At 67.3% G+C, this 17,963-nt stretch carries 22 protein-coding genes; 19 read left to right on the forward strand and 3 right to left on the reverse strand.

From position 1 onward, the window contains the following. Positions 1-30: 30 nt before the first annotated feature. Complete coding sequence (rpsF, locus tag NOV65_RS08295) at positions 31-420, forward strand: 30S ribosomal protein S6 (protein WP_257305728.1); 390 nt, start codon at positions 31-33, stop codon at positions 418-420. Continuing rightward, positions 417-683 carry a 30S ribosomal protein S18 gene (gene rpsR / locus NOV65_RS08300; protein WP_257305730.1) on the forward strand — a complete coding sequence of 89 codons (267 nt, stop codon included), beginning with the start codon at positions 417-419 and terminating at the stop codon, positions 681-683. Before rpsF ends, rpsR begins: the two co-directional genes overlap by 4 nt. Positions 684-764: 81 nt before the next feature. Here the strand turns inward: rpsR and NOV65_RS08305 are convergent, their stop codons facing one another. Next, positions 765-1,880 carry a hypothetical protein gene (locus NOV65_RS08305; RefSeq protein WP_257305732.1) on the reverse strand — a complete coding sequence of 372 codons (1,116 nt, stop codon included), beginning with the start codon at positions 1,878-1,880 and terminating at the stop codon, positions 765-767. A gap of 291 nt (positions 1,881-2,171) precedes the next feature. On the opposite strand from NOV65_RS08305, the gene NOV65_RS08310 reads away from it, so the two are divergent. Next, positions 2,172-2,672 carry a DUF6677 family protein gene (locus NOV65_RS08310; RefSeq protein WP_257305734.1) on the forward strand — a complete coding sequence of 167 codons (501 nt, stop codon included), beginning with the start codon at positions 2,172-2,174 and terminating at the stop codon, positions 2,670-2,672. Between the two features lie 22 nt (positions 2,673-2,694). Here NOV65_RS08310 and prfB read toward each other — a convergent pair whose 3' ends face one another. Further along, on the reverse strand, positions 2,695-3,801 hold the full coding sequence (gene prfB / locus NOV65_RS08315; RefSeq protein WP_257305736.1) for a peptide chain release factor 2: 1,107 nt from the start codon (positions 3,799-3,801) through the stop codon (positions 2,695-2,697). A gap of 85 nt (positions 3,802-3,886) precedes the next feature. On the opposite strand from prfB, the gene NOV65_RS08320 reads away from it, so the two are divergent. The 12 genes from NOV65_RS08320 to NOV65_RS08375 all read left to right on the forward strand — a co-directional run bounded on the left by NOV65_RS08320 (position 3,887) and on the right by NOV65_RS08375 (position 13,728). Further along, a complete protein-coding gene (locus NOV65_RS08320) occupies positions 3,887-4,888 on the forward strand; it encodes a lysophospholipase (RefSeq protein WP_257305738.1) in 1,002 nt (333 codons plus the stop codon). Next, entirely contained in the window at positions 4,885-5,817 is a 933-nt protein-coding gene (bamD, locus tag NOV65_RS08325; protein WP_257305740.1) for an outer membrane protein assembly factor BamD, read from the forward strand. Before NOV65_RS08320 ends, bamD begins: the two co-directional genes overlap by 4 nt. A gap of 140 nt (positions 5,818-5,957) precedes the next feature. Next, the gene (locus NOV65_RS08330; protein ID WP_257305742.1) at positions 5,958-6,947 is read left to right on the forward strand and encodes an aldo/keto reductase; all 990 of its coding nucleotides are present in this window, start codon (positions 5,958-5,960) and stop codon (positions 6,945-6,947) included. Next, the gene (locus NOV65_RS08335; RefSeq protein ID WP_257305744.1) at positions 6,944-7,501 is read left to right on the forward strand and encodes a thiamine phosphate synthase; all 558 of its coding nucleotides are present in this window, start codon (positions 6,944-6,946) and stop codon (positions 7,499-7,501) included. The genes NOV65_RS08330 and NOV65_RS08335 overlap by 4 nt, the downstream gene beginning before the upstream one ends. A 46-nt stretch (positions 7,502-7,547) precedes the next feature. Then, on the forward strand, positions 7,548-8,942 hold the full coding sequence (locus tag NOV65_RS08340) for a mechanosensitive ion channel family protein (RefSeq protein WP_257305746.1): 1,395 nt from the start codon (positions 7,548-7,550) through the stop codon (positions 8,940-8,942). Between the two features lie 34 nt (positions 8,943-8,976). Continuing rightward, entirely contained in the window at positions 8,977-9,240 is a 264-nt protein-coding gene (locus NOV65_RS08345; RefSeq protein WP_257305749.1) for a hypothetical protein, read from the forward strand. A 3-nt stretch (positions 9,241-9,243) separates the two neighbouring features. Continuing rightward, entirely contained in the window at positions 9,244-10,344 is a 1,101-nt protein-coding gene (rlmN, locus tag NOV65_RS08350) for a dual-specificity RNA methyltransferase RlmN (RefSeq protein WP_257305751.1), read from the forward strand. A gap of 41 nt (positions 10,345-10,385) precedes the next feature. Further along, complete coding sequence (locus tag NOV65_RS08355) at positions 10,386-10,991, forward strand: exopolysaccharide biosynthesis protein (RefSeq protein WP_257305753.1); 606 nt, start codon at positions 10,386-10,388, stop codon at positions 10,989-10,991. Then, positions 10,988-11,773 carry a tRNA (guanosine(37)-N1)-methyltransferase TrmD gene (gene trmD, locus NOV65_RS08360; protein ID WP_257305755.1) on the forward strand — a complete coding sequence of 262 codons (786 nt, stop codon included), beginning with the start codon at positions 10,988-10,990 and terminating at the stop codon, positions 11,771-11,773. The genes NOV65_RS08355 and trmD overlap by 4 nt, the downstream gene beginning before the upstream one ends. A 149-nt stretch (positions 11,774-11,922) precedes the next feature. Continuing rightward, positions 11,923-12,480, forward strand: a complete 558-nt coding sequence (locus tag NOV65_RS08365) for a porin family protein (protein WP_257305757.1) — start codon at positions 11,923-11,925, stop codon at positions 12,478-12,480. 147 nt (positions 12,481-12,627) lie between these two features. Further along, complete coding sequence (rplS, locus tag NOV65_RS08370; RefSeq protein WP_257305759.1) at positions 12,628-12,987, forward strand: 50S ribosomal protein L19; 360 nt, start codon at positions 12,628-12,630, stop codon at positions 12,985-12,987. A gap of 207 nt (positions 12,988-13,194) precedes the next feature. Further along, the gene (locus NOV65_RS08375; protein ID WP_257305761.1) at positions 13,195-13,728 is read left to right on the forward strand and encodes a porin family protein; all 534 of its coding nucleotides are present in this window, start codon (positions 13,195-13,197) and stop codon (positions 13,726-13,728) included. 104 nt (positions 13,729-13,832) lie between these two features. Here the strand turns inward: NOV65_RS08375 and NOV65_RS08380 are convergent, their stop codons facing one another. After that, entirely contained in the window at positions 13,833-15,302 is a 1,470-nt protein-coding gene (locus NOV65_RS08380; protein ID WP_257305763.1) for a menaquinone biosynthesis decarboxylase, read from the reverse strand. A 186-nt stretch (positions 15,303-15,488) separates the two neighbouring features. On the opposite strand from NOV65_RS08380, the gene rplU reads away from it, so the two are divergent. The 4 genes from rplU (at position 15,489) to nadD (ending at position 17,954) form a co-directional block, all read left to right on the forward strand. Further along, on the forward strand, positions 15,489-15,800 hold the full coding sequence (gene rplU / locus NOV65_RS08385) for a 50S ribosomal protein L21 (protein ID WP_257305766.1): 312 nt from the start codon (positions 15,489-15,491) through the stop codon (positions 15,798-15,800). Positions 15,801-15,919: 119 nt separating this feature from the next. Next, entirely contained in the window at positions 15,920-16,180 is a 261-nt protein-coding gene (rpmA, locus tag NOV65_RS08390; protein WP_243303256.1) for a 50S ribosomal protein L27, read from the forward strand. 110 nt (positions 16,181-16,290) lie between these two features. Then, the gene (gene obgE, locus NOV65_RS08395) at positions 16,291-17,340 is read left to right on the forward strand and encodes a GTPase ObgE (protein WP_257305770.1); all 1,050 of its coding nucleotides are present in this window, start codon (positions 16,291-16,293) and stop codon (positions 17,338-17,340) included. Next, positions 17,340-17,954 (forward strand): nicotinate (nicotinamide) nucleotide adenylyltransferase, encoded by a 615-nt coding sequence (nadD, locus tag NOV65_RS08400; protein ID WP_257305772.1) that lies wholly within the window; start codon positions 17,340-17,342, stop codon positions 17,952-17,954. The genes obgE and nadD overlap by 1 nt, the downstream gene beginning before the upstream one ends. The last annotated feature ends 9 nt before the right edge of the window (positions 17,955-17,963 follow it).

Raw genomic sequence — 17,963 nt, forward strand, 5'->3', positions numbered from 1 at the left:
TGGGGGGCTTCACATCCACAAGGAGGACAGATGCGTCACTACGAGACCATCTTCATCGCCTCCCCCACGCTGACGGACGAGCAGAGCGATGAGCTCGTCAAGCAGTTCGAGGGGATCATTGCGGAGCAGGGTGGCGAGCTGCTCAAGACCGACAAGTGGGGCCGCAAGAAGCTGGCCTACGAAGTCCAGAAGTTCAGCGAGGGCTACTACACGCTCTTCGAGATGAACGCCGGGCCCGACCTCATCGCCGAGCTGGAGCGCCGCTTCCGCAACAACGATTCGGTCATCAAGTACCTGAGCGTCCGCCTGGACGAGGCTGAGAAGGCCGCGGGCCGCGCCAAGCAGCGCATCGAGCGCGAGGCCAAGCGCAAGGCCCAGGCCGGCATCAAGGATCGTGCACCTGAGGAGGTGGTCGGATGAAGCGCCGAGCTGACGCCAAGAAGGGCAAGCCCAAGAAGAAGAAGGCTTTTGGGGGACGACGCGCCAAGTTCTGCAAGTTCTGCGTCGAGAAGTCCACCATGATCGACTACAAGGACGTGAAGACCCTCCAGGCCTTCACCCCCGAGCGCGGCAAGGTGCTGCCCCGCCGCACCAGCGGTGTGTGCGCCGTTCACCAGCGCGCCCTCGTGGAAGCCATCAAGCGCGCCCGCAATATCGCGCTGCTCCCCTTCGCCGCAGACTGATCCTGGCGCTGGTGGACCTTCAACAAAGAGGGGGCCAACTGGCCCCCTCTTTGTTGTGATCCCTGCAGGTACCTGCCCGGTTCAATCCGTCACGGCAAATACCACGCGATCGTTCCGCAGGCGTTCGGGATCCAGGATGCGGATGGTGGCGTTCTTGCGATCGTCGGCGAGGGTCACGGTGTAGTCCTTGTCCTTCTGCAGGGAGCCGGGAACCACGTTCACTTTGCTGATCTTGGCAAGGCCCACATCGGAGGCCTGGATCTGAACCATGGGATTCGGATCATCCAGGGGCAGGTCCTTCTCGAAGCGCGAAGCGACGGCCTTGGGCCCCATGCGGTCCTTGGCGAAGACGGGCACCACGATGACGCCCTCATTGACCAGCTGCTTGCGCTGGCCGACCAGGTAGTGCAGCGAATTGAGCTTGACCTTCTGGGCTTGGCTCAAGGCGGTGAGCTCGTTCACCTGGGCCGTCAGGGTGGTCTTCTCGGTCAGCAGGGAATCCACTTCCCCCTGTACCTTGGTCCGCTGGGCCACCAGGTCTTCCACCTGGCTGGAGAGGTCGTCGCGATCCTTCTGGAGCGCGGCCCGCTGGTTGTGCAGGTACTCCGTGGGCCCGACCACAGCTTTGCCCTGGGTGACGGCCGTGAGATATGAGCCGCCGATGTACTGGTGGTAGACCTGCCAGCCTGGCTGGAGCTCTTCCAGGATGTTCGCCTTGGCGGCGAGGGTCTTGGCCTTCTCCTCGGAGAGGCCGCGCCCCCGGAGGTAGCGCACGGCCATGGTGAAGTGGTTGTCCTTCTCGGTGGCGATCTGGGGTTTGGGCAGTTCGGCCTGGAGCCTGGCCACCTTGGTGGTGAGCTCGCCGATGGTCTTGTCCCGATCCAGGATCTCCTGGAGGAGGGCGGCCGTGCTGTTGTCCTTCTCTGCCTTGACCCGCGCTTCGAGAAGCGTGCGCTGGGACTCGGTCAACTGGATCCCCGCGGCATTGGGTTGCAACCCCGCCCTGGCCATCGCTTCAGCCTGGGCCTTGGCGGCGCCCTGGACCTGACCTTCAGCCTGCTGGGCCTCTGCGGCCTTGCTGGCGAGGTCCTTGGTCTCCGCGGATTCGGATTGCGACTTCTTGTCGCACCCGACCGTGAGGGCGAAGGGCAGGACCGCGAGCGCGGCCCCGAACAGGATGGGCTTCAGGAATTTCATGAGCACCTCCTTGAGACATGAGGGGTGATGTGGAGCCCAGAAGAGTGGTGCCCAGCCTGCGTTTGCGCAAGTTTAAGTATCTACATCATTTGACCTATCGCACCCTCGTCATGCCGGACCAGCCTTCGATCTAAGAGCCGCCGTATCTTCACTCCACGAGGGGTTGCGGAAGAGGGGAGTCAGGATCGCGGCCCTTCTTTTTTTGCGTCCGGACGTCGATCTGCCTCATCAGTCCCTGCGTCCAGGACACGACCAGGCTGACCACCGCCAAGACTGGGGTAATCTGAAGCCATGTCCGAACCCACGCCCACGCTCAGGCTCCCCATGCCCCTCCGTCGCAAGAAGGCCATCCAGGCGGCCTGGAAGCCCCTGCTGTTCCAGTGGCTGGTGCCGGGAGCTGGCTACTGGATGATCGGAGAGAAGGGCCGGGCCAAGATCTTCTTCGGGGTCTGGGTGCTCTTCTGCCTGCTGGCGGCGTTCCAGCTGCAGCACGGTGCCGTGGATGGCGTGAAGGGCGGCGTCTTCGTACCCGTGGCGGGAGCCTGGCTGCCGACCCTCGGCGCCTTTGGCACCCTGGGCATCGGGCCCGTGTATGGCGCCTTCGCCTGGGCTTTCGGCGGCGCGGGCACCGAGCCCGTGCGCACACTCACGCAGGAGTATGGCGCCACCTACGTGATGGTCGCCGGCCTGCTGAACTGGCTCTGCTGCTTCGACCTCTGGGATCGCGTCACGGGCCGCTGGGTCTTCCGCCTGCCGAAGGACGAACAGGAGAAGATCGCCAGGGGCGAATGACCCCTGGCGTCGGAACGAGGGGCTAGCCCTCGGATTTGAGCGACTTGGCCAGCAGCTGGGTGCGGATGAAGACATCGATGTCGCCGTCCAGCACCTTCTGGGTCTGGCTGGTCTCGGCGCCGGTCCGGTGATCCTTGACCATCTGGTAAGGCTGGAGGACGTAGCTGCGGATCTGGCTGCCCCAGGCCACATCGGCTTTGTCGCCGCTGGCGGCGGCAACCTTGTCCAGGAACTTCCGCTGCTCCAGTTCGTAGAGCCGGCCCTGCAGCACCTTCAGGGCCGTGGCGCGGTTCTTGATCTGGCTGCGCTCGTTCTGGCAGGACACGACAATCCCGGTCGGCAGGTGGGTGAAGCGCACGGCGGATTCGGTGCGGTTCACGTGCTGGCCGCCAGCGCCGCTGGCGCGGAAGACATCGATCTTGAGGTCCTTCTCCGGGATGTCGACATTGATGGTGTCGTCCAGCTCGGGGCTGACATACACGGCGGCGAAGCTGGTGTGCCGGCGCTTGGCCGAGTCGAAGGGACTGATGCGCACCAGACGGTGGACGCCGGCCTCCGCCCGCAGGTAGCCATAGGAGAAGGGTGCATCCACGATGAACGTGGCACCCTTGATGCCCGCCTCCTCCCCATCCTGGTAGTCGATCATTTCGGTGGCCCAGCCCTTGGCTTCGCAGAAGCGCAGGTACATCCGGAGCAGCATGGCCGCCCAATCCTGGCTTTCGGTGCCCCCGGCCCCGGGGGCGATGGCCACGATGGCGTGGTTGTGGTCCAGGTCCCCGCTCAGCATCATGCGGAGTTCGGCGTCCTCGATGACCTTGCGCAGATCACCTTCCACCGATTCGACTTCCGCCAGCATGTCCGCATCTTCCTTGGCCAGTTCGAGCCCGGTCTCCAGATCCTCCAACCCGCCCGACAGCCGCTTGGCCAGGGCGATGTCATCGGTGATCGAGCCCCGCTTCTGCAGGAGGGGCTTGGCGGCATCCGGATCGTCCCAGAAGCCGGGAGCCGTGGTCCGTTCCTCGATCTGTTCCAGTTCCAGGGCTTTGCGCTCGGGGTCGAGGTGGGCGACCAGCTGCCGGACCCGGGGCTCCAGTTCGTTCTTGGCCCGCACCAGGGTCTCGAAATCCATTGTCCGCGTCTCCAGCCCGGCCCTCCGGGGAACCTTCGAGTTTAAGGCAATCTGGGATGGGCCGTCCCCACGGTATTCTGATCGGATGCATGATCCCACCCCTGTGCTGCCCAGCGACCTGGAGCCCACCATCCGTGGGGTCCTGTCGGGCCATGGGGGGGTGGACCTGGCCTGGGCGCGCTGGGAACACCCCGAACCCAAGGGACGCGTGGTGATCTCCCACGGCTATGGCGAGCACGGCGAGCGCTATCGGCACACGGCCCACTGGCTGCACGGCCTGGGCTGGTCCGTGTCCAGCATGGACCACAGCGGCTTCGGCCGGTCCGGTGGCATCCGGGGCGATGCGGACGGCATCCGCGCCTTCGTGGATAACTTCGCGCTCTTTCTCCGCCAGGAGCGGCGTCATGACGCCGAGCGCACCGGCGCCACAGCCCGGATGGTGGACGGCGTGCCCATGCCGCCTCTGCCGGTCTGCCCCCAGGTGGTGCTGGGCCACAGCTTCGGCGGGCTGGTCTCCCTGCTCACCCTTCTCTGGCATGCGGACACTCTGGATGGGCTGATCCTGTCGAGCCCGAGCCTGGCCGTGCGCTCCAATTCCAGGGCCCTCGTCCTGCTCTCCCGCCTCCTGCGCTGGCTCCTGCCCCACCGGCCCATCCAGCTCCATGGCGACAAGAGCCGCGTATGCTCCGACCCTGTCCTCGTCCAGCGCTATGAGACCGATCCCCTCTGCCACCGCTGGGCCACCGCCGCCTTCGGGGCCGCTCTGGAGGAGGGACGGGCTGAACTGCTGCCCCTGGGCCAGGAACTCGATCGCCCCATGCTCCTGCTGGAATCCGGCGAGGACACCGTGGTGGACCCCGACGCCTCCGAGGCGTTGTGGGCAGCCGTGAAGCCCGGCCTGCTGGAACGCCACCGCCTGGCCGGCTTCTACCATGAGGTCTTCCACGACCGACGCCGAGCCCAAGCTCAGGCCCTGGCCGAACCCTGGCTCGAGAAGCTGCGCCAGGCATGGAATCCTTCCCTTCGTCCCTGGAACCCTTCGCTCCGTCCCGCCATGTCTGAAATGCTGTCTCCGGAGTCCGCATGAAGCGCATCCTCACCGTCCTTTCCCTCAGCCTCCTGATCGCGGGGCTGGGATTGGGCTGCCGCAAACCGAAGACGGTCGACCAGACGACCCTCAACTCCACCGTTCTCCTGGCCACGGCGGACAAGCAGATGAAGCAGGGCAAGTTCACCGAGGCCCGGGCGACTCTGCGCCTGCTGGAGCAGTACCTCCCCGGCTCGCCCGAGTTTCCCAAGGCCAAGCTCATGCTGGGCGACAGCTTCTTCTTCCAGGGAAGCCCCAGCTTCCCCGAAGCCGAGGTGGAATACTCGAGTTTCCTGAACTACTTCCCCCGCCATGAGCTCCGGGACTACGCCCTGTACCACCGGGCCCTCTGCCACTTCTCGGCCATCGAGAGCGCGGAGCGCGATCAGACCGAGACCCGCAAGGCCCTTGAGGGCTTCCAGCAACTGCTGACGGAATCCCCGGGCAGCCCCTACGCCGGGGAGACCAAGGCCAAGGTGCTCCAGTGCTGGCGGCGCATCGCCGAGCATGAGCTGGTGGTGGGCGTCTTCTACGTGAACGTCTACTACTACCCCGGAGCCGAACGGCGCCTGAAGGCCCTGCTGGAGACCTATCCGGACTACGTGGATCGCGAGCGCGCCTATTTCTACCTGGGCGAGGCCATGCGCCAGCGGCTGGTCACCCCGGAGGAAGCGACCCAGTACGCGAAGGACTATGCCGCCAAGTTCCAGAAGGAGGATCTCAGGACCCTCACTGTTGAGCAGAAGGAACAGTACTCGAAGGATTTCACAGCCTTCACCACCGAGCGCATCAAGACTTTCCGGGACGAGGCTCGGGGCTACTACCAGAAGCTGGTGGAGAGCTATCCCGGTTCCGAATGGGCCCGGCGCGCCGCGGACCGCCTGGTCACCATGGGCACCGGCGGGGTGAAGGAAGAACTGGATAGTTGATGTCGTCCGGGGGTTCTCCGCTGCGCGGACACCCCCGGGCCCCCGCGCTCGGTCCGGCAAAGCCGAACCTCGCTTCGATCCCCCCCCGGGTATCCCCCGCGGCCCACCCTACCCGGTCCCTGCCACCCACCGGAGGCTGCATGGAATTGAGCACCCTTGGCCTGGGCACTTACCTCGGCGAGGCCACCAGCGTAGTGGATGAGGGCTATGTATCCGCCGCCAAGGCCTTCTTCGCGGCCGGGGGAACCGTCTTCGATACCGCGGCCAACTACCGTGGGGGCCGCTCGGAGCAGGCCCTGGGCGCGGCCTTCATGGACCGGCCCCGGGGAGGGTTTTTCATCTCCACCAAGGCCGGTTACCTGCCCATGGGCGATGGCAGTCCCGGCGAGGACTCCGCGACCTGGTTCCGGCGGGTGCTCGAGGGCCCGGGCGTCCTCCGGGCCGACGAGGTCGTGGACGGCTGCCACGCCATGACCCCTCGCTACCTGGCCCACCAGCTGGAGGTGAGCCGGGCCGCCCTGGGCGTGGCGACCGTGGACCTCTTCCACCTGCACAATCCGGAACAGCAGCTCCCCCAGCTCGGTCCCGAGGCTTTCTATGCCGCCATCCAACAGGCCTTCGAGACCTGCGAAGGGTTCGTCGCGGCCGGGAAGATCCGGGCCTACGGCGTGGCCACCTGGAACGGGTTCCGGGTGCCTCCGGGACGGCCCGATCACCTCAGCCTCGAGCGCCTGCTGGTCGCCGCGGAGGCTGCCGGTGGACCGGCTCACCACTTCCGCTGGATCCAGCTCCCCTTGAACCTGGCCCTGCCCGAGGCCTTCCTCGCCCCGACCCAGACCTTCCGGGGGGAACGCATGACGCCGCTCCAGGCGGCCCAGGCGGCGGGCTTCTCCGTGCAGACTTCCGCCTCGATCATGCAGGCCCGCATCCTCTCGCAGCTGCCCGCGGATCTCGTGGCGGCCCTGGGAGGATCGACTCCCGCGCAGGCCGCCCTCCAGTTCCCCCGCTCCTGCCCCGGTGTCACCGTGGCCCTCTGCGGCATGGCCCGGCCGGGACATGCGATCGAAAACGCCGCGGTCATGGGCCTTCCGAAGGTGGATCCGGCCGTCCTCACGGGCCTCTTCGGATGATCCTCCTGGCCATCACGCCGGGCCTCGGCTTCGACCGCGAGCGCTGGAAGACCGTGCTGTGCGCGGGCGTGGACGGCTTCCTCATCCGTGAGAAGCAGCTGGAGGCTCGCGCCCTCCTGGACGCGGCGGCCTGGTGCCAGGCGACTGCGCCGGAGGTGGCCCTCTGGGTGGCCGGTCGCCTGGACGTCGCCTTCGCCGCAGGCTGCGGCCTCCACGCCCCGGAGGCTCATCCCGAGGTGCCGCAGGGCCTGGTGCCCCTCTCCCGGCCCCTGCACGACGAAGACCAGTGGACCTGGCGGAATCGCGCGGACCAGCTGCTCATCTCCCCCATCTTTCCCAGTCCCGGCAAGGGCGCGCCATGGGGGGTGGAACGGCTGCATGACTTCCTGGACGGCCTGCCTCCCGGAGGCCCGCGCCTCCTCGCCCTGGGTGGTGTAGATCCCGCCCACGCGGCTGCACTCCCGCATCCCCGCCTCGCGGGAATCGCCGCCATCCGCCCGTTCTGGGAGGGGGATCCCCGCCGCGCCGTGGCGGCCTTCCGCGCCCTCGAATAGGCGTATCCTCTCCCCCATGTTCCGCGACTTGAGGGAGAAGGTCAGCGTGCCACGCCGGATCGCGGCCTGGATCTTCCTCGCCCTGCTGCTTCTGGCGGCGGCCCTCATCCTGCCGCACGTGAGCGCGCACCCCGCCATCCACCGGGTGGCGAAGGTTCTCCTCTGGTCCCTGCTCGCCTACGGAGCCGTGCGGCTCGTCTCGTTCCTGCTGCTCGACCCGCTGCTCAGCCAGCGGAAGACCGCCACACCCGGTTTCGCCCGGGACCTCATCGTGGTGGCCCTCTACCTGGTGGCGGCCGGAGGCATCCTCCGCGAGATCCTGCAGGTGAGCCTCGGCCAGCTGCTGGGTACCGGCGCCATCGCCGCCGCCGTGGTGGGCCTCAGCCTCCAGGAGGTGCTCGGCAACCTGTTCGCCGGCATCTCCCTGCACCTGGACCCCGCCTTCCAGGTGGGCGACTGGGTGGAGATCACCGGGAACCTGCGGGGCGGCCCGGGCCGCGAGACGCTGATCGGGCAGGTGGAGGCCATGACCTGGCGCACGGTGCAGCTCCGCACCGAGAACGGCGACATGGACGTGCTGCCGAACCGCGCCATCGCCCAGGCCGTGGTGACCAACCTCTACGCCCCCTCGGGTCTGCACCGGCGCACCACCAAGGTCATCGTGGAACCGCGCCCCGACCTCCACCACGCCCTCGATCGCCTCACCCTCGCCCTGGCGGGCCTGCCGCACCTCGCCCACCATCGCCCCGAGGTGGTGGTCCACAGCTCCGACCTGGGTGGCGCGGTCCTGGAGATCCGCTTCTGGGCGCTCGGCTTCCGCCATGGGCGCCAGGCCACCTTCCAGGCCACGCGCTTGGCCACCACCGTGCTGCCGCGCGAGGGGTTCCGCCTCCTGGGGCCCCACGGGCCGAGCCCACTGGTGGCGCGACCTGAACCGGCCCCGGAGCCCGAGCTGATGCGGGACCTCGTCCGCCAGCTCGGTCTTCCGGAGCACTGGGTGGAGGACCTCCGCGGGAAACTTCGCTTGCGGATGTTGGCGCCAGGGGAGGGTGTCATCCGGGAAGGTGATCCCGGGGCCTCTCTCTTCGCGGTGCATCGCGGTACGCTCCAGGTGGTGCGCGCCGAGGAACGCCTGGACCCCTACACCGGCCTGTTCTGGAAGCCGGTGGCGGAGCTGGGCCCGGGCCAGTGGTTCGGCGAGGCCAGCCTGCTCACCGGCGCCCCGCGCAACGCCACCGTGGTGGCCTTCACGGAGGCCGAGATCGCCGAGGTGCCCAAGGAGGCCTTTGAGGCCTCCCTCAAGCGCGAGCCGGAACTCCTGGAGCGCCTCGTGGACCTGATGGAACAGCGGTCCCACGGCGAGCCCGAGCCCGGCCTCCCCAGGGAGTCGCGCCGCGCCCAGTGGACCCGGCAGGTTCGGGCCTGGTTCAGCCTGGGCTGAAGACTGCGCTGGTATCCTGGAAGGCGGAGGCTTCATGGATCTGCCCGAAAACCTGCATCACCTGGTGAGCGAACTGGGCGATTCGCTGGTCAAGGCTTTGGCCGAGGATGATCACTGCCGGGATCTCACCTTCCAGATCCAGGCGCAGGGCTACGGACTCATGCTCATCCTCGAGGCGGCGCCCATCCGGCTCCGCGGCGAGGGTCACGACCAGGCCCTTCCGCAGGAGGGCCCGGAACAGCCCTTCTCCGAGGACGACAAGCGCCTGATGAAGTCCTTCAAGATCCGGATGGATTAGGCGATGCCCCAACTCTGGGATCTCCCGGCCCCGGAAGCCGGTTTCGCCGAGCGCCCCAATGCCGCAGGCCTGGATGCGTTGGACCTGAAGGCGCTGGCGGCCACCCTGGGCGAACCCGCCTGGCGAGGGGATCAGCTCTTCGACGGCCTCTACCGGCAGCGCTGGACCCGCTGGGAGCAGTTCTCCAGCCTGTCCAAGGCCCTGCGGACCCGCCTGGCGGCCGAGGTGGACCTGGCCTGGCCCTCCATCGTGCAGAGCCAGATCTCCGAGGACGGCTCCACCAAGCACGTCTTCGAACTGGTCGACGGGAAGCAGGTGGAGGGCGTGTTCATGCCCTACGCCGACCGGGTCACCCTCTGCCTGTCGAGCCAGGTGGGCTGCGCCATGGGCTGCACCTTCTGCGCCACGGGCCAGATGGGCATCGTGCGCAACCTGACCGCCGCCGAGATCGCGGGCCAGGTGGTGGCCATGCTGAACCACCACGACCACCCCGCAGGCCACCCGGTCAACCTGGTCTTCATGGGCATGGGCGAACCCCTGCACAACCTCGACCATCTCATGGCCGCCTTCGATGTGCTGACGGACCCCAAGGGCCTGGCCATCCCCCCCCGGCGCATCACCGTGTCCACTTCGGGTCTGGTGAGCGGCATCGAGCGCCTGGGAACCTTCGCCAGGCGGCCGCGGCTCGCGCTGAGCCTCAACGCCACCACGGACGACCGCCGTTCGCGGATCATGCCCGTGAACCGGGTCTGGAACCTGGACGCCCTGGCGGGGGCGCTGGCGGCCTTCCCCCTGCAGTCCGGCGAGCGCATCACCCTCGAGTACGTGCTGCTGAAAGGCGTCACGGACACCCTGGAAGACGGCCGTCGCCTCGCGGCCTTCGCCCGCCACTTCCCCGCCAAGGTGAACCTGATCCCCTTCAACCCTCACGAGGGCAGCGGCTTCGAGCCCCCGGATGAAGCCCGGGTCAGCGCCCTCTGCCGCCTGCTCGTCGACGCGGGCCAGCCCGTCAGCGTCCGCCGCAGCCGGGGCCAGGACGTGGCCGGCGCCTGCGGCCAGCTGGTGCGGGAAGGACAGCGGCGAGGGCAGCCGAAAGAGCTCTGAAGTCCGGAGACTGAAGACCCTTTTCCCGTCATCCTGGACAGGTGCTGTCCGCGCCGAAACCCTTTTTCGAGACCCTCCACGCCCTGCTGGACGCGGAAGGTGAGATCACGCTCGGGGAATTGCTGGATGCGGCCGGAGAGCAGACCTACGGCCTGCTGACGCTGCTGCTTTCCCTGCCCAGCCTGGTGCCGGGACTGAACATCGGGCTGGCCCCGGTGGGCGGCATCGGCCTCATGGCCCTCGGGGTCCAGCTGGCCTGGGGCACCCCCCATCCCTGGGTGCCCCAGCGGGTGCAGGCCCAGCCCATCCACAAGGGCCGCATCAAGAACGCCCTCGCCAAGCTTGAGACTCAGCTGGACCGCTTCCGCTGGCGCAGCGCCCTCCGCCGACCCATCAACCATCGCTGGATCGGAGCCTGCATCGCCTGGACCGGCTTCCTGCTGGCCGTCCCCGTGCCCCTGCCCTTCGGCAACCAGCTGCCCGCCGCCACCCTCTGCCTGCTGGGGGCCGCCCTGCTGGAGGAGCGTCCCACCTGGGCCTGGATCGGGGCGGCGGGTTCCCTGGCCAACACCTTGTACTTCGCCTTCAGCTTCGATCTCATCGTCCGGACCTTCATGAAAGCCTTCCATGCCATGGCCAGGTCATGAGAATCGACACGCTCACGCTCTTCCCGGAATATTTCGAGACCGCCCGTCTAGGCATCACGGGCCGGGCCTTTCGCGACCTGGGCCACGGGCTCCACACCCACAGCTTCCGCCCCTTCGCCGGCAACACCTTCGGCCATGTGGATGACTCGCCTTTCGGCGGCGGCCCCGGCATGGTGCTGCGCCCTGACGTGTTGCGGGACACCCTGGCCTCGGTGCCCCGGGAAGGTTCCTGCCGCGTCATCCACTTCACGCCGGCTGCGCCGCCACTTACCCACGCGAAGGTGCTGGAATTGGCCCACCTCGATCAGCTGATCCTGGTGTGCACCCGCTACGAGGGGCTCGACCAGCGGGCCGTGGAACGCTATGTGGACGAGGAACTGAGCGTGGGTGAGGCCGTCCTCAGCGGCGGCGAGCTGCCGGCCTTGTTCCTCATCGATGCCGTCTGCCGCTGGCTTCCCGGCGTGCTGGGCAACGAGGCCTCCGCCGAGGAGGACAGCTTCGCCACAGGCCTGCTGGACCACCCCCACTACACCCGGCCCGCCACTTTCGAGGGCCAGGACGTGCCGACGGTCCTGCAGGGCGGCGACCACGGTGCCATCCGCCTTTGGCGCCTGCGCGAAGCCATGGCCCGCACAAAACGGCTGCGGCCCGACCTCTGGAGCGCCTACCTGCGGGAGCGTGTGCCCGCCCTGGACCGCCCTGCCCAGTGGTGCGCGTGGCAGGTGGAGCATCCCGAGGACCGCGAGCGGGCCAAACCCAAGGGCTGGAAGGGCTGGAAGTAGATCCAGGTCGATATTCCTTGTCCCCGGACTAGACCTCCGGATACAAGATGCGTAGGTACCATTTATAGCCCCATCGGGCGGCCGCGGTCTCGGTAGGCCCCGGACCTGCCTGATGGACCTCGGCCCCGCATGGGCCTTAAGGAGATTTCATGACGATCCGCGCACTCATCCTGGCCGCCGCCGCGCTGGTGGCTCCCACCCTCAGTGCCCAGGAAGGCCCCCGCTTCGGGCTCCAGGCAGGCATCAACGTTCCGCAGAGCGATCTCAAGGATGCGGTGGACAGCAAGCTGGGCTTCAACATCGGCGCTCACGGAACCTTCAACCTCCATGGGGGCCACATGCTCCGTCCCCGCCTGGACTACACCTGGTTCCCCGAATACTCCGTGAGTGGCGGTGGGGCCTCAGCCAGCCTCAAGATGTCCAACATCTCTCTCGGCGCCGACTACATGTACTTCGTGGACGGCAACCCCCAGGGCTTCTACTTCACCGCTGGCGCTGCCGCCATGCAGTGGAAGATGGAGGCCAATGTCTCCATCCCCGGGTTCGGCTCGGGCTCGAGCAGCGAAACCACCACCAAGCTGGGCCTGGCCGCCGGTGTCGGCTACCAGTTCAACAAGACCGTCGGTGCCGAAGTCCGCTACCTGAAGAGCAGCGCCTGGGAAGGCGATCTCGATATGATCCAGGTCGGCGCCACCTTCCGCTTCTAGACTTCGGTCAAATCCCGGGAAGGGGGCGTCCACAGAACGCCCCCTTCCCTTTTTCGGCCTTTTCGATAGACTGATGGACTCCCCGTCTGGGGACTTTCGAGCCATGTCCGCCGATCTCGGTGTGGGACCGCTGGCCCAGGAGCCCACATGAGCCACATCATCGACCGCCTCGAAGCCAGCCTGCTTCGTTCCGACCTGCCCCGCATCACGCCCGGCGACACCGTCAAGGTGCACGTCAAGGTGAAGGAAGGGGAGAAGGAGCGCATCCAGCTCTTCCAGGGCATCGTCATCGGCATCAAGGGTGGCGGCATGCGCACCTCCTTCACCGTCCGCAAGGTCGCGAGCGGTGTGGGCGTGGAGCGCATCTTCCCCCTGAACAGCCCCACCATCGACAAGCTGGAAGTGCTGCGTCACGGCAAGGTCCGCCGCGCCAAGCTCTACTTCCTGCGCGAGAAGCTCGGCAAGGCCGGGCGCCTCAAGGAGCGCCGCTCCGAGAACGGCGAGTAGGCTTCCCGCTTCCCCCCGAAAGGCGCCCGCAGGGGCGCCTTTTTATTGGAAATAACCGCCTCATATTCGAATCCAAGTCGAACTAGATCTTTATTTCTAGTCCCACTTTTAGCGCTTCAGATAGGAGGTGGGATCCCCCGCTTTGTGGGAACATGGCCCCGGGCATCCGACGGGCCCATGTTGGGCCTGCGCCTTCCGGGAGGAATCATGAAGATCTTGTCCCCGCTGACTCTGGCCATCCTGGCCGCCGCGGCGTCGTCCCTCTACGCCGAAGCCCCCCGCTACGGCGTGCAGGGTCTCGTGAACATCCCCCTCGGCGACCTGAAGGATTTCGTGGACAACAAACCCGGCCCCGGCCTCGGCGTCCATGGCACCTTCGACCTGGGCAATGGCCACATGCTGCGGCCCCGCCTGGACTACTCGGTCTATCCAGAAGCCACCTTCGGCAGCCTCAAGCAGAACGCCTCCAACCTCAGCCTGGGCGGAGACTACCTCTACTTCCTCGCGGGCAAGCCCGAAGGCCTCTATTTCACCGGTGGCATCGCCATCGTGCGCTGGTCCTTCGAGACCAAGGATGCCGTCTCGAAGGTGTCCGCCGACACCACCAAGCTGGGTCTGGCGGCCGGTGCAGGCTACCAGTGGAACGCCACGGTGGGCACCGAACTGCGGTTCGTGCATTCCCGCATCGACAGCGGCTTCCAGGCGGACGCTCTGCAGGCGGGTGTGACCATCCGGTTTTAATGCTCTCCGGGGTTCTGCGCTGCGCGCATACCCCCGGACCCCCGCGCGAAGCCCGGCACAGCCGGGCTTCGCTTTGCTCTCCGGTGACTCTGACGTGGCCCTGGTCAGAGTCCGTATTCCTTCCAGCGCTTGCCGATGCGGTCGAGGAGTTCCTCGGGGAACACCAGGTCCCGCGGCCACTCGCGGGGGAAGCCGTCCCATGGGCGGTTCTTGCGGGTGGCGTCGATGCCCACCTTGCTGCCGAAGGCGAAGCGGTCCGCGCTGTGGTCCAGCACGTCCAGCGGGCCTTCCGTGAAGAGCATGTCGCGCTTCGGGTCCACGTTGCTGGTGAGGCGGAAGAGCACCTCGTTCAGGTCGTGGGGATCGATGTCCTCGTCCACCACCACGATGCCCTTGGTGAACATGATCTGGCCCGTGCCCCAGATGGCGTTAATCACCTTCTGCGCGTGGCCGGGGTACTCCTTGCGCATGGAGAGGATCACCAGGTTGTGGAAGGCGCCGGCCGCAGGCAGGTGCATGTCGCGGATCTCGGGCAGCACCATGCGAAGGAGGGGCAGGAAGATCCGCTCCGTGGCTAAGCCCAGGTAGGCATCCTCCTGGGGCGGGCGGCCCACGATGGTGGCGGGGAAGACGGGATTCTTCCGCATGGTGATGGCTTCCACGTGCAGCACGGGGTAGTCGTCGGCCAGGGAGTAGTAGCCCGTGTGGTCGCCGAAGGGACCCTCCCGGCGCAGCTCACCGGGATTCACGTACCCCTCGATGACGAGCTCGCTGTCGGCGGGAACCTCCAGGTCGTTGGTCACGCAGGGCACCATCTCGATGCCCTCGCCCCGCAGGAAGCCCGCGAACATGACCTCGCTGAGGAAGGGCGGCAACGGCGCGGTGGCGGCATAGGTGAGCGCCGGGTCGCCCCCGAAGCTCACAGCCACGGGCATGCGCTCGTCGCGCCCGTAGCCGTGGCGGTTGCGGGCGCCGTCGTGGTGCAGCTGGGTGTGGAAGCCCAATGTGCGGTCATCGTAGACCTGCAGACGGTAGAGGCCCGTGTTCCGGTGCCCCGTCTGCTTGTTGCGGGTGTGGCTCAGGCCCAGGGTGATGAAGGGGCCGCCATCCTCGGGCCAGGTGGTGAGCACGGGCAGGTCCGTCAGCCGCACCTGGTCGCCCTTGAGCACCACCTCCTGGCAGATGCCCTTGCGCACGGTCTTCGGCATCCAGTTGCCGACTTCGGCCAGCACCGGCAGCTTGGCCAGCTTTTCGAAGAAGCCGGTGCCGGGCTTCGGCATGGCCTCCTGCACCAGCTTCTCAATGCGGTCGGCAATGGTGTCCAGGCCCCGGGCCTCCTTGTCCACGCCCAGGGCCATCTCCATGCGTCTCAGACTGCCGAAGGCGTTCATGGCTACGGGCATGGCCTTGCCCTTGGGTCGGTCGAAAAGCAGGGCCTTCCCGCCCCCGGGCTGCTTGGACACCCGGTCGGCGATGGCGCCCATCTCCAGATAGGGATCGACTTCAGGCGACACACGGCTCAGGTCGCCCGCGGCCTCGAGCTGCTTCAGGAAGGTCTGGAAGTCACGGCCCATGGGAATCTCCGGATCCCGATCATCCCATCCCCCGCCGGCTGGGAGGAGCCCAATCCCCCTCGCTTCAGGAATTTCCCTTGAGCCGACAGGGCTTTCCCCGCATACTGATGGGCCTTGCCCTGGCCGTGGGCTCCCCAAGCGCGTCCGATGGACTGCCGCCCACACGCCCCAATCGAAGAGGTTTCCATGTTCGCAATCATCAAGACTGGCGGGAAGCAGTACCGCGTCACCGAGGGCGATATCCTCCGCGTGGAGACGCTGGCGAAGGATCCCAAGCAGGCCGTCACCTTCGATCAGGTGCTGCTCATCGACAACGACGGGGTCCTGAAGGTGGGCCAGCCCACCGTGCAGGGCGCCACGGTCGAGGCCGAGGTCATCACCCACGACCGCGCCAAGAAGGTCATCATCTTCAAGAAGAAGAAGACCACCACCTACCAGCGCACGCAGGGTCATCGCCAGAACTACACCGAGGTCCGCATCAAGGCGATCAAGGGATGATGCTCTCCGGGGGTCCCGCGCTACGCGCACACCCCCGGACCCCCGATGCTCGCCCGGGCCAAGCCCGCACTCGCATCCTTCCCTCCATTCACGAATCCTGATTTTGAAGAGGTTCTTCCATGGCTCATAAAAAAGGCGTCGGTTCCAGCCGCAACGGTCGTGATTCCCATTCTCAGCGCCTCGGCGTGAAGGAATTCGGCGGGGAAGTCGTCCCCGGCGGTTCCATCCTCGTCCGCCAGCGCGGCACCAAGTTCAAGGCCGGCATCAATGTCGGCATGGGCAAGGACCACACCCTGTTCGCCAAGATCGACGGCAAGGTGCGCTTCCAGGACAAGGGTCAGTCCGGCCGCTTCATCCACATCGATCCCATCGAGGGTTGATGTTGTCCGGGGGTTCCGCGCTGCGCGCACACCCCCGGAGCCCCCGCGCACAGGCCGGGCCTAGCCCGGCCTGTGCTTATTCTCCCCTGCCCAGGGGCTGAGGATTAACCGTGTTCCTTGACTATGTTCAGCTCCGTGTCGCTGCCGGCCACGGCGGCTCCGGCGCCATGAGCTTCCGCCGCGAGAAGTTCGCCCCTGAGGGCGGGCCGGATGGCGGCGACGGCGGCAAGGGCGGTTCGATCTTCCTTCGGGCCAATCGCGCCTTGAACACGCTGAACCCCTACCGCAGCAAGCGCGACTTCACGGCCGAACGCGGCCGCCAGGGCGAAGGCTGCATGCGTCATGGCAAGGACGGTCTGGACGTGCTGCTGGAGGTGCCCCTGGGCACCGTGGTGAAGGATGGCGACACCGGCGAGGTGCTGGCGGAGTTGCTGGCCGACGGCGAATCCGTCTGCGTGGCCCGGGGCGGCCGCGGCGGCCTGGGCAACACGAACTTCAAGAGTTCCACCAACCGCACCCCGCGCCACCACCAGCCCGGCGAGGACGGCGAGGAGCGCAACCTCGACCTGGAACTGAAACTCATTGCGGACGTAGGCCTGGTGGGCTTCCCCAACGCCGGCAAGAGCACCCTGGTGAGCCGCCTCAGCGCCGCCCGGCCCAAGATCGCCGACTACCCCTTCACCACCCTGGAACCTCAGCTCGGCGTGGTGAGCCTGGACCGCTTCGGCGGCGACATCATGGACAGCTGGGTCATCGCGGACATCCCGGGCCTGATCGAAGGCGCCGCGGGCGGCGCGGGCCTGGGCATCCAGTTCCTCCGCCATGTGGAGCGCACCCGCATGCTCCTGCAGTTGGTGGACCTCTCGGATCCCATCGAAGAGCCCGCCGACGCCGTCCGCATCATCGAGGGCGAAGTGCAGGCCTTCAGCCCCGTACTGGCCGCCAAGCCCCGCTGGCTGGTGGCCACCAAGATCGACGCCCTGCAGGACGACGCCCGTCGCGAGGCCTTCGTGAGCCTCTGCGCCGAGCGCGGCCAGGAGCCCATCTTCATCTCCGGCGTCACCGGCGAGGGACTCCGCGAATTGGCGTTCGCGGTCGACGATGCCCTGAAAATACTGGCCGGACAGAAAGTGGCAGTCCCCAAGGACGAGGTTTGGTAGTGCGCGTCGGCCTGCTCGGAGGCGCGTTCAATCCTCCACACGAAGGCCACCTCAAGCTGGCACGTCTCGCCTTGGACCACCTGGACCTGGATGAGCTGCGCTTCATGCCCTCCGCCGTCAGCCCCCACAAGCCCGACCCCGGTGGTCCCGACACCGAAGCCCGGCTGCGCCTGCTGGCCGAGGCCCTGAAGGCCTTCGATCCGCGCTGCCGGGTGGAAGTGGCCGAGCTCGAGCGGGGCGGCACCAGCTACACCGTGGACACCCTGGAGGCCCTCGCCGCCCGGGAGCCTGAGGCGGCCTGGATCCTCGTCATGGGCAGCGACCAGCTGCCCGGCCTTCCCCGGTGGCGACGGCCCGAGCGGATCTTCCAACTCGCCTCTGCCGCCGTGGCCCTGCGTCCGGGCGCGGAAGCCGTCCTGCCTGTGGTGCCGGGTCTCCATTCCGCGGCGGTCTGGTCCGGCGGCCCCGGCGAGTTGGTGTGGCTCCCCCCCACTGAACTGGACCTGGCTTCGACGGAACTCCGCCGGCGTCTGGCGGCGGATCCTGCCCAGGATCCCGCCGGCATTCCGGCCCAAGTTCTGGCTGCCATCCGCGCCGAAAACCTGTATCGTTAGCCTGCTCTG

The sequence above is a fragment of the Geothrix campi genome (genome assembly GCF_024609265.1).
Lineage (GTDB): Bacteria > Acidobacteriota > Holophagae > Holophagales > Holophagaceae > Geothrix > Geothrix campi.